Source organism: Terrabacter sp. RAF57, assembly GCF_052113925.1.
In the GTDB taxonomy this organism is placed as follows: domain Bacteria; phylum Actinomycetota; class Actinomycetes; order Actinomycetales; family Dermatophilaceae; genus Terrabacter.
The window spans coordinates 123,616-137,215 of the sequence record NZ_JBFRDT010000012.1 but is presented as its reverse complement, the minus strand read 5'-3'; the positions used below and the strand labels follow the sequence as shown (position 1 = coordinate 137,215).

The 13,600-nt window shown below is 68.2% G+C and carries 11 protein-coding genes and 3 tRNA genes; 7 read left to right on the top strand and 7 right to left on the bottom strand.

From position 1 onward, the window contains the following. Window positions 1-236 precede the first annotated feature (236 nt). On the top strand, window positions 237-380 hold the full coding sequence (locus AB4Y83_RS15025) for a hypothetical protein (protein ID WP_442297373.1): 144 nt from the start codon (window positions 237-239) through the stop codon (window positions 378-380). Between the two features lie 93 nt (window positions 381-473). On the opposite strand, the gene AB4Y83_RS15020 is transcribed toward AB4Y83_RS15025, so the two are convergent. Further along, on the bottom strand, window positions 474-1,217 hold the full coding sequence (locus AB4Y83_RS15020) for a ParA family protein (protein WP_442277100.1): 744 nt from the start codon (window positions 1,215-1,217) through the stop codon (window positions 474-476). A gap of 769 nt (window positions 1,218-1,986) precedes the next feature. Here AB4Y83_RS15020 and AB4Y83_RS15015 point away from each other — a divergent pair. The 3 genes from AB4Y83_RS15015 (at window position 1,987) to AB4Y83_RS15005 (ending at window position 6,024) form a co-directional block, all read left to right on the top strand. Further along, on the top strand, window positions 1,987-2,652 hold the full coding sequence (locus AB4Y83_RS15015; protein ID WP_442297372.1) for a phosphatase PAP2 family protein: 666 nt from the start codon (window positions 1,987-1,989) through the stop codon (window positions 2,650-2,652). 698 nt (window positions 2,653-3,350) lie between these two features. Further along, entirely contained in the window at window positions 3,351-5,123 is a 1,773-nt protein-coding gene (locus AB4Y83_RS15010; RefSeq protein ID WP_442275997.1) for a hypothetical protein, read from the top strand. A gap of 502 nt (window positions 5,124-5,625) precedes the next feature. Continuing rightward, on the top strand, window positions 5,626-6,024 hold the full coding sequence (locus AB4Y83_RS15005) for a VOC family protein (RefSeq protein WP_442297371.1): 399 nt from the start codon (window positions 5,626-5,628) through the stop codon (window positions 6,022-6,024). Between the two features lie 298 nt (window positions 6,025-6,322). Here AB4Y83_RS15005 and AB4Y83_RS15000 read toward each other — a convergent pair whose 3' ends face one another. Then, window positions 6,323-6,619: a Smr/MutS family protein gene (locus AB4Y83_RS15000; RefSeq protein ID WP_442297370.1), complete on the bottom strand. Its 297-nt coding sequence runs from the start codon at window positions 6,617-6,619 to the stop codon at window positions 6,323-6,325. 451 nt (window positions 6,620-7,070) lie between these two features. On the opposite strand from AB4Y83_RS15000, the gene AB4Y83_RS14995 reads away from it, so the two are divergent. Together AB4Y83_RS14995 and AB4Y83_RS14990 are read left to right on the top strand one after the other, a co-directional pair. Beyond that, window positions 7,071-7,778, top strand: coding sequence for a CPBP family intramembrane glutamic endopeptidase (locus AB4Y83_RS14995; RefSeq protein ID WP_442297369.1), 708 nt, complete (start codon window positions 7,071-7,073; stop codon window positions 7,776-7,778). Window positions 7,779-8,061: 283 nt separating this feature from the next. Beyond that, complete coding sequence (locus tag AB4Y83_RS14990; RefSeq protein ID WP_442297368.1) at window positions 8,062-8,379, top strand: hypothetical protein; 318 nt, start codon at window positions 8,062-8,064, stop codon at window positions 8,377-8,379. A gap of 802 nt (window positions 8,380-9,181) precedes the next feature. On the opposite strand, the gene AB4Y83_RS14985 is transcribed toward AB4Y83_RS14990, so the two are convergent. The 4 genes from AB4Y83_RS14985 to AB4Y83_RS14970 form a co-directional block, all read right to left on the bottom strand. After that, window positions 9,182-9,256 (bottom strand) — tRNA-Val (locus AB4Y83_RS14985). A gap of 34 nt (window positions 9,257-9,290) precedes the next feature. Further along, window positions 9,291-9,361: transfer RNA gene (locus tag AB4Y83_RS14980), tRNA-Cys, on the bottom strand. A gap of 28 nt (window positions 9,362-9,389) precedes the next feature. Beyond that, window positions 9,390-9,462 (bottom strand) — tRNA-Gly (locus AB4Y83_RS14975). A gap of 102 nt (window positions 9,463-9,564) precedes the next feature. Then, window positions 9,565-10,794 carry a YihY/virulence factor BrkB family protein gene (locus tag AB4Y83_RS14970; protein WP_442297367.1) on the bottom strand — a complete coding sequence of 410 codons (1,230 nt, stop codon included), beginning with the start codon at window positions 10,792-10,794 and terminating at the stop codon, window positions 9,565-9,567. 102 nt (window positions 10,795-10,896) lie between these two features. Between AB4Y83_RS14970 and AB4Y83_RS14965 the strand changes: the two genes are divergently transcribed. Next, window positions 10,897-12,537: an acyl-CoA dehydrogenase family protein gene (locus AB4Y83_RS14965; protein WP_442275992.1), complete on the top strand. Its 1,641-nt coding sequence runs from the start codon at window positions 10,897-10,899 to the stop codon at window positions 12,535-12,537. A gap of 75 nt (window positions 12,538-12,612) precedes the next feature. Here AB4Y83_RS14965 and AB4Y83_RS14960 read toward each other — a convergent pair whose 3' ends face one another. Next, complete coding sequence (locus tag AB4Y83_RS14960) at window positions 12,613-13,596, bottom strand: polyphosphate kinase 2 family protein (protein WP_442275991.1); 984 nt, start codon at window positions 13,594-13,596, stop codon at window positions 12,613-12,615. Window positions 13,597-13,600: the final 4 nt, after the last annotated feature.

The window sequence follows — 13,600 nt, the reverse complement described above, 5'->3', positions numbered from 1 at the left end:
GCGTTAGCGTGGGACACGAGGGCCTCCTGTTTGGCGAAGTGAACCTTGAGCAGTTCCACTCCACCGCGGGAGGCCCTCCCACGTCAGCAGCTCAGAGCGATGAGTCGCATTCCCTCAACCAACGTGCCCGGTCAGTACATCTAGCGCTGAGGGAGAGACCCAGTGGCGGCGCGTTGACAGGCCGTAGATCGGCGCGTCCGACTAACCTCGCAACCTCAGCCCCGCATGACGGACGCGTGGTCGTCTTGGACCGTGCCCCCGGCAAACGGCTCGGGGTGTACCACCTCGGCGGCGCCGTCACCTCCGCGCTGACCGTCAGCGGCAACCTCCTGTTCGCCCTGACCGACGACAGAACCCTGCACGCGCTTGCCGCGAGATGATGGTCCGCCCGCGCTGATTTCACCCCGCTCTCGAACCGAGGTCGATCGCGGTTTCGTACCGGCCTATCCGAACAACCAGCCCGAGCGCGGCCCTCAAGAAGCGCGCCGGACGCGCTTCCACAGCTCCGCGAACGCCTTGGCAGAATCCGAGGTCGGGGCGTAGACGCCTATGGGCGCGCGGTGCTCGCCCATGCGCTCCACGACGACGCTCGCGCCGACGTAGCCGTCGCAGATCTCCTTGTGCGCCGCAGGAAGCTGCTCGAGCGCCTCCACATGGGCGCGCTTTCGTCGGTCCACCTGTGAGAGGAATGCAACGAGCTTGACGTGGCCGCCGGCATCCTTGATCACACCGCGCACCTGCTCCAGCGAGCGCAGCCCCAGCGCCGACGGGATGAGCGGCAGAACGACGACGTCCGCTGCGCGCAGCGCGTTCTCGGCGACCAGCGACGCACCCGGCGGGGTGTCGAGGATGATGACGTCGTAGTGCCTACGGAGGGGCCTTAATGCCTCCGTCACGCGGGACGACGACTTCTTCGCCGCGTCGAGGGCAATGTCGAGGTCGCGGTAGCTCTCATCGGCGGGGAGCACGTCGATCCGGTCGAGTTTCGATTCGCGCACCGCCTTGTTCGCGGGCTTCCTGCCCCGCACGAGCGCCTCGGCGCCTCCTCGCAGATGCGGCTTCACCTGCAGCAGCCAGGTCGCCGCGGCCTGCGGGTCAAGATCCCACAGGAGAACGTCTCGCCGTTCGGATGCCGCCTGCCAGGCGAGGTTGACAGCGGTCGTCGTCTTTCCGACCCCACCCTTGGTGCTGTATATCGCGATCACCGTTGCCGCCACGGGGCCCATCCTGTCACGGCCTTCGTGGGAGTTTCTCGACGAGCTTCGCCGTAGAAGAGTGGCACGAGACCCGTCGTGAGGGATGTCGCTCGCGGCGCTCAATTCGGTGGGTGCGTAGTTTCCCGGACTGCCCAAGTGGCGTGCGTCCTTTCACCGCCAGTCGCTCTACGTGAATGGCCGCGATCTACGATCCAGAAGGTGTGATCTCAGTCGGGGTGCAGGCTGTGAGCGGACGAAGGTTCGCCGCGGTGCGATGCACGGTCTCACCCGGCGAAGTTGGCTCCGCGTGGGGTCCTGCGGTAGGCAAGGTCTGGGACTTTCTGCGCGGTCGGCCGGAGCTTTGAGCGGATGACGCGATCGACACCTGGGTGACAGCGCAGGCCAGGGGCTCTGCCGGGCACTCATGGGAGATCTACGGAGATCCGACGCCGAGCCCGGCCGACACCGTGATGACGGGCCTGCATCTCCTCAGCTGATTGAGGAAGCGGCCCGACCGACATGGCGACCGACCCGCCGGTGCACCTTCATGCGGCCCTAGCGGCAGAACGCGCGCATGTGTCCTGAGGTAGCCCTTTCGCCGCCTGCGGGATGCCGGACGTGCCTGCGCGGACGCACACCCAGGCCGGTCCATGCTGCCAGCGCGCGCCAGGTCACCGACCACACTCACGGCCACATCCGCCCTGTCGGAATGGCTGGCAACTCGTGCAGCGGACGACGAGGGACGTCTGTAGGTTGGGCCGACATCGTGCAGAACCGTGAGGAGGCCACGATGAATGTCAGCGGCGCCCACCAGGTAAGGACCGTGCCCCCGCCGGCCAGGTCCCGCGTGCTGGCGACGTTGGCTGCACTGGTGATCGCTGCGACGTGGTGGTTGGCACTGCAGCCGGGAGCAGCAGATGCGCAGACCAGCTTCGTCTCATGGATCAACGACCCACCCCCACCCCTCGGGACCGTGCTGGCGGTCACCAACCCGCTGTTCCGCCCCGTGCCCCTGGCCGTGGTCGGGCTCACCCTCGGCGGCTGGGTCATGGCCACCACCCGAGGCGCTCGACGGGAGGTGCTGCGGGCGATCGTTATCAGCGTCGCGATCTCCGAGGTGATCACCCAGACGCTCAAGCGTTTGGCCCACCAATCCCGTCCGACCGCGTCGATCGTCGGGCTGGACGTGCACGGTTACCCCAAGGACCCCTACGGCGACGCCTACCCCTCCGCCCACACGAGTGTGGCCGTCGGCCTCGTCGCGGCGCTGTGGCCCTGGCTGACCTGGCCGCAACGGATTGTCGGCGTGATCCTCGCTGGCCTGGTGGCGCTGAACCGGCTCTACATTGGCGCGCACTGGCCCGTCGACGTGATCGGGGGCGCCGCGATCGGGCTGCTCTCCGGATGCGGATGCTGGTTCGTGGCCTCGAGATGGCCCATCGCGGTGGCCGCCTGACAGCGCTCGTCATCCGAGCAGGTTCACGGACGGATGAAGTCTCCTTTTGGCGCCCGCGAGACTCCCGAGCTTCGACCATCTCACCCAATGCAGGGCAGGAAGCAACGCATGAGGTCTGCCCCATCTGGTGCGCGCAGGAACGGCGGGGTGCCACCCCGATCGGTTGAATGCGAGCCCGTCGACATGCGTCACCTCGCCGCGGAGCGGCCATGCCCTTCCGCCGCATGACGGACGACGGCATCCCGCCCACTCTCCCGGGAGGGAAGGAAAACACCGACCCGTCTCACCCGACCCTGACGTACAAAGCGCCGGGACAGACACTGGAGGTGGTCCAGCGCGGCGACCCGAGCCTGCCGACCGCGTCACCGAGTCTGATGGATGTGCCTGATCGGCCGGTCCGCGGCAGCCGATGGGGGTAGCCTCCGAGATGGCCGGGCGCCATGGATCGGTGCCGATGAACTGCTCTCGACCGGCCGAGATGACCGTGCCCGTGGCGGGAAGGGGGTCAACAAAGCGTTCTGGCGCGCCGGCGATTCCTCTTTCTCACCGATCAGAGGTACGCCATGAACAAGAACCGATGGCTAGCGACAGTTGGTGCCGTGGCCGTGGCAGCAGGTTCGCTGCTGACCTTGGGGCCGACCGTCAGCTCCGCCCAACCCTTTGGATTCCAGAGTCTCAACTCCGTCCAGAAGAGGYATGTGTCTGGCCTGCTGTCCTCGGAGCTCGATGTCAGCACTGCGGCGCGCTCGCGCGGCGCCGCGCCCGTGCGCGCCACCCCCAGAGTGCCCCAGCAGTCGGGACCGAACGGCTGCAAGGCCACGCGCGGCTCGAACATCAAGGTCAACGCCAACTGCCTGAACCTCACCGACGCCGATCTGTCCGGGCGCGGCCAGGCCCAGAACGAGACCTGGATCGCCGTCGACCCCAACGACTCGTCCCGGATCGTGGCCAGCTACAACGACTACCGCCGGGGGGACGGAACCTGCGGAGTCTCCTACTCCAACAACGCCGGACGCACCTGGGCTGACAGCACGACACCCAACGGCTTCGTCCGCGGAGACTTCGTCGGCAGTGCCAGGGAGTACTGGCAGGCAGGCGGAGACACCAGTGTCGCGTGGGATACCAAGGGCAACGTGTACTTGTCCTGCCAGGCGTTCAACCGGGGCATCCCGGTGTCGCCCAACCCGGACCAGTCGAGTGCCTTCTACGTCTTCCGCTCCACGGGCACCGGAGGCGCATCGTTCAACTTCACCGGCCGATCCGTGGCGACGCACGACGACACCGCCGGCGCCGGAGACTTCCTCCTCGACAAGCAGCTTCTGACCGTGGACAACCACGCGAGAAGCCGGTTCGCCGACAGGGTGTATGTCACGTGGACCACGTTCGCCGCAGACGGCACCGGCTATATCTACGAGGCCTACTCCAAGGACTACGGCGAGTCGTTCTCGGCTCCGGTGCTCGTCAGCAGCAACAGCAGCCATTGCGGCAACACCTTCGGGATACCCACCCCTCGTGGCAACTGCAACGAGAACCAGGACTCGCAGCCGTTCACTGGACCTGACGGCACCTTGTACGTCGTCTACAACAACTTCAACAACGTCGTGACCGGTGCCGACAACCGCAGCCAGGTGCTGCTGGCCAGGTCGACGGACGGTGGCGCGAGCTTCACGGCGCCCGTGAAGGTGTCCGACTACTACGAGCTGCCCGACTGCGACACCTACCAGGGCGCCGGTTCGGACCCAGGCCGGTCCTGCGTCGTCGAGAAGGGCGCGAGCCACAACTCGATCTTCCGGGCGAGCAACTACCCGATCGGCGGCGTGGACCCGACCGACTCCCACCGGGTCGTCGTGACCTTCGGCTCGTACATCAACCGCAGCTCGAACGAGTCCCGAGGCTGCACCCCTGACGGATTCGCCGCCGACGGCATCAACACCTACATCGGCGTCAAAGCCGGCGGGTGCAACAACGACATCGTCTACAGCACCTCCACGGATCGTGGAGCCCACTTCTCCGGGGGATCCATCGACCCGCGCCTGCTGCCGGTCGTCACCGACGCCAGGCGGCAGAACAGAACCGACCAGTTCTGGCAGGGTGCGGCATTCACCCCTCGTGGGGTTCTCGTCGCGAGCTACTACGACCGCTCGTACGGTTCCGACAACTTCACCGGCTACTCGGACATCACGTTGTCCGCATCCCACGACCGGGTCGGCTTCGCGCACCGACGGGTGACCTCGTCGTCCATGCCCCCACCGACCCAGTTCGGAGGGGTGTTCATCGGCGACTACGCGGGCGTCGCCGTGACCCGCAGCACGGCATACCCGCTCTGGGCTGACACCCGGACCGTCGACGAGTTCCTCTGCCCCGGCACAGGGACCCCGACGACGCCTCCGACCGTCTGCACCGGTTCGGCGCCGAACGCACCGATCGCGAACGACCAGGACATCTACGTGGCACCGATACGCATCCCGTAGACGATCCGGTGGCCGCCCTCGGGTGCCCGCCGTCCGTGACGGGGCGCTCCTGGGAAGACCTACAGGAACGGAGGAACCGCGGGTCAAGGCTCTTGACCCGCGGTTCCGGGCGCTGTCCAAGGGCGGGGTCGACCCGTAAAGCCTCCGACTTCAGCCCTGAGTCGGGGACGCTGCGCACTCCGCCGCGTCCGCTTCGCCGCGCCGCTCCGAGCGAGATCAGCCGCGAAGACGATGAATCGTTCTCCGGTCCGCTCACCAGTCAGACAGTCACCACGGATCCGGTATGCGGTCTCCACAGTTCGCCCATCAGTGACGCGATGTCCGCGCATCCTCTGTGTCGTTTCAACTGTCTCCGCCGTCAGTCCGCTTGCAGCGTCACACCGTCGCCTGCCGGACGACCCGACGGGCACCGGTGTGAGCGCACGTGACCGTACCGATCTACTGTTGCTGGATGCTCACGAACCGGTCGGCGCCGCATGCGCGGGTGACACCCGTTCTGACCGTGGCCGACGTTCGCGCGGCGGTGGGGTGGTACGCCGATGTCTTCGGGTTCGTCGAACACGTCCGCATCGGCCAAGGGCACCGCTCACAGCTCGGGCTGCCGGACGGGCCGCCGGCCGAGCTCGTGGTGGCCGAGGTTCGGCCCGGGCGGCGGACGCCCCAGAGTGGGCGTTCTCACCAGGTCATGCTCAAGGTCGACGACGTCGCGCGCGTGGTCGAGACGGCGACGGCTCGAGGCGCCGTCCTCGTCGACCCACCGCACGACTGGGAGTACGGCGAGCGGCAGGCCACGATCGATGACCCGTTCGGGCACCAGTGGGTCCTCAACCAGACGATCGACGACGTCGTGCCCGAGAAGTGGGGCGGTCAGACCGTATCCCCGCGCCCGGTTTCCCAGTAGCGGCGTGTGGTGATCCTTGCGTATGCCGTGTCGTACCCCCGGCGGCCAGCGGGCTCTTCGCCGCCGGCCATCCCAGCCGCATGCCACCCCCGCAGACCTCGGCCCGTACGCAGCCCTGGTCGACGATCCCGATGGCAACGTCGTCCTTCTGACGTCCGACGCGGCGGCGCGGGTCGACAAGAACGACGCGTAGCGTCCCACTGCGAGCGGGGAGTCTCCGATCGTGTCGAGATACTGCTGGGGTACGCCTCGATCCACTGTCTCGAGCTCTGCGGCTGGCCCGCAGCAGGGCGGGTACCTACTTCCACCTGAAGTGGACGAAGACGCGGCCGAAGTTGTCGGAGTCCTTTTCGACCCGGTGGTAAAGGCCCTTGATGTCCTTGCGGTCCAGGAAGCGCAGCACCCGCTTCTTGAGCTGACCCGAGCCCTTCCCCGGGATGATCTCAACCAGGGGCGCCTTCTTCTCGATCGCCTCGTCGATGACCGATCGGAGCGCTCGCTCGATCTCATCGCCCCTGTTGTAGATGTCGTGCAAGTCGAGCTTGAGCTTCACAACACGATCCTCCAGCCCCCGCACGGACAGCGCCAGGTGCACGGCGCCTCTCTCTTCGTTCCCCAGCCGTGAAGCCCGTATGCAGCACCGGCATCGTTGAGCCCATTCCCCGCCGGGTCTGCGGCCCGGCCGTCGACGTGCGTCACACCACCGCCAGTCGACCGCCGCGGTGGGCCCAAGGGATAGCGCTGGCTGCAGCGAAGTCGGTCAAGGTGGCGGACCGGGTCCGCATCTGGGGTGGTGTGCGCCCCTCGCGCGAAGGCCGGATGAACCCCGAGCCCCGGGAGCTCGGGTTTACGGGCGACTGGGTGGCAGCTCAGGGTTGGTTCGGGATCGACGTCAGGGTCATGCCGGATGTGGAGCGGTGGCGGGGAGGCGCATTCTGCGGAACATGCACGATGTCGACCGAACGTTGAAGCGCATGGCCGTCCCGCCTGACGGTAGGTCCCCGTCAGCAGCGAGGGCCGCGCCACCTCAGTACAGCCTGCGCCAGGTGCTGGGCGTGTGGGCGTTGGCGGCACTGCCGATGGCGGTGCTGGCTTGGCTGGTCACCCCGGCGTTGGCGGATCGGCTGAGTGGTCCTGCCGCTTGGCCGAAAGCACTGCTGGCATGTCTGACGGTGGGCCTGATGTGGCAAGGCGTCGTGGTCCTGGTCCTGCTGCGACGCGAGATCGGTCCCCTTCACTGGGGCGCCGTCAAGGACGCACTGTGGTTGCGTCCGCCACGTAGCCCGGGCACCGGCCGCATTGGTGGACGGCTGTGGTGGGTGCTGGTCCCGGCGATTCTCGTCGTCGGCATCGAGCAGCTCCTCCCCTCGCTGCCGGTCCCGGCCGGTCGAGACCTCGGGGTTCTCCTCCGGTCCTCGGAGGGGCACGACTTCCTGTCGGGGAACTGGCCGTGGTTCGCGGCGATCGTTGTGATGGCCGTCTTCAACACGATCCTCGGAGAGGAGCTGCTCTTCCGCGGGCTCCTGCTGCCCAGGATGCACGGCGTCTTCGGCCGCGCCGACTGGCTGGCCAACGGGGTCCTGTTCGCGGCCTATCACCTGCACATGCCGTGGGCCATCCCCAAGATCCTGCTGGACAGTCTGGCGCTGGCCTATCCGGCCCGCCGGTACACCAGTGCCTGGCTGGCCATCATCGTGCACAGTCTGCAGTCGGTGCTCGTCGTGGCGGCGTCACTCGCGCTCGTTCTTCATTGACCGCATGGTTCACCTCATGGCCGACCAAGCGGCTAGACAACCGTGCCCCTCCGCCGCGAAGCGGCCGTGTCCTTCCGCCGCCCGTGCAGCGACGCGCACCTCACCCCGGCAGCGACGAGTCTTGCGCCGCACCGTCCGAGGTCCCTTGTCATTGGGGCGACCATCGTGACCCCACACGGCCGTTCGGGCTGCAAGGACCGCAGGAGGACGAGATGACGATTCCTGCGGAGCAGGCCCTCTACGCGATCCGCAGGCCATGGCACTACTCAGCATGAGCCGCTCCGTGATCTACGAGCAGATTCGGGCCGGCCGGCCCGACGTCGCGCATCAGGGGCGACGCTGCTACGTCACGGCAGCTGCGCTCGAGCGCTATGCGGCCCTGCTCGAGAGTGAGGCGCTGATCGAGCGGCGGATCATCCCCGGACTGGGGCGCCGCCGCTTGCGGGGGCTAACAGCCGACGATGTCGACGTCTGGCTCGCCCACGAAGCCAAGACCGCGAGCTCCTCGACCCTCAGCAAGCTGATGTCGATCCTGAGACGATCCATCGATCGCCAGATGGCGCGGGACAGGGTCAAGCGCAAGGTCATCCTGCTCTGCTAGGTGCCCTCAGGACGGCCGGGCCGGCCGTCGAAGGCACTCACCCTCGCTCAGGCAGCGGCGCTCTTGGCCGCGCCGAGACGTCCGACTTGAACACGTACGTCTGCGTGTCGCTCCTCACCGGCCCGCACACCGAAGAGCTCCGCGCACTGACATGGAGCCACGTCGACCTCACGGGGGTGCCGGATGCCACTCCCCCAGTCCCACCGACGGTCCAGCTCTGGCGGTCGGTGCGTGCGCACGGCGACACCAGGACGAAGCTGTCTCGGAGGACGCTCCGACTTCCCTCGCGGTGCGTCGTGGCGCTCGAGGCGCATTTGCGCGCACAAGCACATCAGCGAGAGCTCGCCCGCACCAGCTGGATCGACAGAGACCTGGTCTTCTGCACACGCACCGGCGCTCCCCTAACCCCGGCCACGTCCGGCGGGCTCTTCGGACCGTCGCCGAATGTGCCGGTCTGGAGGCTGCCGCTTGGACCCCACGCGAGCTCCGACACAGTTTCGTGAGCCGTCGCGTCAGCAGCGGGTGTCTCCATCGAGGAGATCGCCCGCCTCCTCGGCCATCGCGACACAGTGGTCACGGAGGCGGTCTATCGCAAGCAGCTCCGACCGGTCATCACAGAGGGCTCCGAGGCCATTGACCGCATCTTCGGCCAGGAGCCGTGACCGACGGCTCGCATCGTCTAGGCCACGATCTGGACCGATAGTCACTCGCTCAGTCACTCAGTCCGAGAGGTGCACGCCCGAGCCCACACAACACGACAGCCCCTGACCGGCGTCTCCGCTGGTTAGGGGCTGCTTCGTGCTGGTGGGCGATACTGGGTTTGAACCAGTGACCTCTTCCGTGTCAAGGAAGCGCGCTACCGCTGCGCCAATCGCCCTTGGGTGTTGCTGGTACTGCGTGGTGTCTCACCGAGGTGGAGACGGGATTTGAACCCGTGTACGCGGCTTTGCAGGCCGCTGCCTCGCCTCTCGGCCACTCCACCGTGGAAGGCAAGTGGATCTTTGCCTCCGAGCGGACGACCGGGCTCGAACCGGCGACCTCAACCTTGGCAAGGTTGCGCTCTACCAACTGAGCTACGTCCGCGGGAACACCAGCGGTGTAACTTCCCCGCTCGGTGCTTGGTAGACATTAGCCGATCGATCCACGAGATACAAAACCGGCCGTCGTCGGCACGATGCCAGCACCTCAGCCTCGTCTCGCGGCCTGATCGGAGGCCTGATCCGGAGCCTCGTCCGAGCCGTGAGCGGCGGCCCCGGTCGCCGTGCCGACGGCGTCCCTCGCCCCCTCCCCCACGCCGCGCTGGATGGCCGTCTTGATGGGTCCGTGGTCGCTGCTCACGTACTGCTGGTCACGTCCTCGGCGCCCGCGCGCTCCGACGTCGTCGGCCGGCACGTCGACGCCGTCGAACGTCGCGGGAGGGTCGGCATCCGCCGTCGGTCCATCGCCACCCGCCTCCGGGTCCGGGCGAGAGATCAGCCCTCCCGCGCCCTCCATCGCCCAGTTGACCAGCCGGACGTCCGCACCCTCATGCAGGTCGACGGGCCACAGGACGCGGACCGCAGCGTTGAGGCCCGCGCCGATGAGGATCGCCACGGCCAGCGCGTACAGCCAGATGAGCAGCACGATGGGCGTGCTCAGCGGCCCGTAGATCGACGATCCGCCCATCGACGCCTCGACCGAGATCCGGACAACGTACGAGGCGCCGACCCAGATCGCCATGGCGAGCAGGGCGCCGGGCACGTTGCGCCGCCACGGGCTCCGTCGAGGCGTCGACACGTGGTACATCGACGCGAGCAGCAGCACGCTGAAGACGATGAGCGTCGGCCAGTAGAGCGCCTTGGTCACGGTCGCCGCCGCGTCCGGCAGCCACGAGGCGAGCAGCCCCGGCCCGAGCAACATGAGGGGCAGCACGAGGATGGCGGCGAGGATGCCGAGCGTGTAGAGCAGCAGGCTGAAGGCGCGCATGTGCACGATGCCGCGAGCGTCCTTCTGCCCGTACATGATCGAGACGGTGTCGACGAAGACGTTGAGGGCCCGCGACCCCGACCACAGCGAGAGGATGAAGCCGACCGAGATGATGTCGACGCGCCCACCCTTGAGCACGTCGTTGATGGTCGGCAGGAGCAGCTCGTTGATGCTCGACTCGGACAGGAAGCGCGAGGCGTAGACCTCGATGGCCGACACGACACTGTTGATCGTGTCGGCACCGATCCAGCCGCCGACGAAGCCGAGGCCACCGAAGAGCCCGAGGACGAGCGGCGGCAGGCTGAGCAGCATGAAGAAGGCGCCCTCCGCCGCGAGCCCGGTGACGCGGTAGCGCAGGCACACCCGGATCGTCTCCAGGGTCAGTCGCGCGAGCGGGACGCCCAACGGCACTCGCTCCAGCACTGCCCGCATCCTCGTCCGCACGCTCATCGTCTCCGAGGCTAACGGCGCAGCGACCACGCGTCGCACGCGTGACCGGCGCGACACGCGCCCGGCGGCTCACGCCGGCCGGTCGGGCCTAGTCTCGGCGGGGTGAGCACACACGAGGTGACCAACCAGGTGCCCCCCTTCGTCGGCGGTGACTTCCTCTCCGACGACGTCGCGCTGCGGGAGGCGGTGGAGCGCTGGGCCGGCCCCGCGGCCATCTCGGACCTCGTCCCCCTCGGGGCCCTCGCCGGCACCCCGGAGGCACAGGAGCACGGGCGGCTCGCCGACACCAACCCACCGGTCCTGCGCACGCACGACACGCGCGGCAACCGCATCGACGAGGTCGACTTCCACCCGTCGTGGCACTGGCTCATGACCCAGTCCGTCGGCGCCGGCCTCACGGCCGAGCCGTGGACGTCGCCCGCCGGCTCCGGCGCCCACGTGCGTCGCGCGGCCGGTTTCGTCCTCTGGTCACGTGTCGAGGCGGGACACGGCTGCCCCGTCTCGATGACGTATGCCGCCGGGTCGGCCCTGCGGCACGACGCCACCCTGGGTGCCCGCTGGCTCCCGGCCCTCGCGAGCCGCGACTACGACTTCGGGATCCGGCCCGTGTCGCAGAAGGCCGGGGCGATCTCGGGCATGGGCATGACGGAGAAGCAGGGCGGCTCGGACGTGCGCGCCAACACGACCCGAGCGGTCGCCACCCCGGGTGGGGCGCTGCCGGGCGAGACCTACCGGCTCACGGGCCACAAGTGGTTCTGCTCGGCCCCGATGAGCGACGTCTTCCTCGTGCTCGCCCAGGCGCCGGGCGGCCTCACCTGTTTCGTCGTGCCGCGCGCCCTCGACGACGGCACGCGCAACCCCTTCGCCCTCCAACGCCTCAAGGACAAGCTCGGCAACCACTCCAACGCCTCGAGCGAGGTCGAGCTGGAGGGCACGTGGGGCAGCCGACTCGGCGACGAGGGCCGCGGGGTGCGCACCATCATCGACATGGTCGGTGCCACCCGCCTCGACTGCATCCTCGGCTCGACGGCGACGATGCGTGATGCGGTGGCCCGGGCCGTGCACCACGCGCGGCACCGGCGAGCATTCGGCGCGCTGCTCGTCGACCAACCCCTGATGCGCAACGTGCTGACCGATCTTGCCCTCGAGGCGGAGGCCGCGACCGTCCTCGGCCTCCGCCTCGCCCACGCCGTCGACACCGGTGAGACCGAGCTCGCCCGGCTGGGCGTGGCGCTCGGCAAGTTCTGGGTGTGCAAGCGAACGGCGCCCATGGTCGCCGAGGCGCTCGAGTGTCTGGGCGGCAACGGCTACGTCGAGGAGAACGGTCTCGCGCGCCTCTACCGCGAGGCACCCCTCAACTCGATCTGGGAGGGCTCGGGCAACGTCAACGCCCTCGACGTCATGCGTGCCGTGACACGTGAACCGACGACGCTCGAGGCCTTGACGAAGGAGCTGCACGAGGTCCGCGGGCAGAGCGCAGAGCTCGACGCCCACGTGGAGTCTTCTCTCGCGCAAGCTCGCTCACTCGATCCCACGTCGCCGGAGGCGTCGTTCGGTGCACGCGTCGTCGTCGAGCGCCTCGCCCTCGGCCTCCAGGCGAGCCTGCTCGTCCGACACTCCCCCGGCCCCGTCGCCGACGCCTTCATCGCCAGCCGGATCGCGGGTCGACGCGGACACTCGTTCGGATCGCTCGACGTCGACCTCGCCGACGCGGCGACGGCCGTCATCGAACGAGCCGGCTGACGAGGCAGGCGCTCACGCGAAACCCGTTGGGCGGCATACGTCCTCGGATCCGGCGCCCGTCGCGTGCCGGGTGCGTCAGCTCGCTGACAGGCGCTTCTTCTCCGCCTCGACGTCGAAGTCGGCCTGCGGCCACTGGAGGTTCATCCCGCGCAGGGCCTCGAGGATCAGCTGCTGTACCGCGAGGCGCGCGTACCACTTGCGGTCCGACGGCACGACGTGCCAGGGCGCCCCGACCGTCGAGGTCTTGTCGAGGACGGCTTGGTACGCCTCCATGTAGTCGCCCCAGTGGCCGCGCTCGTCGACGTCGCCCGGGTTGTACTTGTAGTACTTGTCCGGACGGTCGAGGCGCTCCATGAGCCGCGCCTTCTGCTCCTCCTTGGAGATGTGCGTCATCACCTTGATGACGGTCGTGCCCGCGGCGATCACCTTGCGCTCGAAGGCGTTGATCTGCGCGTAGCGTTTGGACCACACGGCCTCGGGCACGATGTCGTGGACTCGCACGATGAGGACGTCCTCGTAGTGTGAGCGGTCGAAGACCCCGAGCTGGCCTGCGCCGGGCAGGGCCTTCTCGATGCGCCAGAGGAAGTCGTGCGCCAGCTCCTCCTTCGTCGGCGCCTTGAAGCCGGTCGCCTTGACGCCCTGCGGGTTGACGGAGATGACGTGGCGCATGATGCCGCCCTTGCCCGAGGTGTCCATGCCCTGCACGACGAGCAGGAGTGACCGCTTCGAGCCCGTCGTGGACTCCGCGAAGAGCCGCTCGAGCAGGTCGGACAGCTCGGCCTCGCAGGCCTTGAGCGCCGCCTTGCCCTCGAGCTTCTTCCCGGTGAAGCCGGGAGTCGCCGACGTGTCGACGTCGGCGAGGACGAAGCCCTTGCCGACGCGCAGCGCGTTGGCGACGTCCTGGATCTCCTCGACGGCCGCCTCCTCGTGCGCCGCGATGACCTCGTCCTCGGCGGCCTGGGCCTCGAGCTTGGCCGCCTTCTTGCTCGAGACCTTGCCGCCCCCCTTGCCCGACGACTTCACGGACTTCTTGCTCTTGCCCTTCGCGCCCTTGCCCATGCCG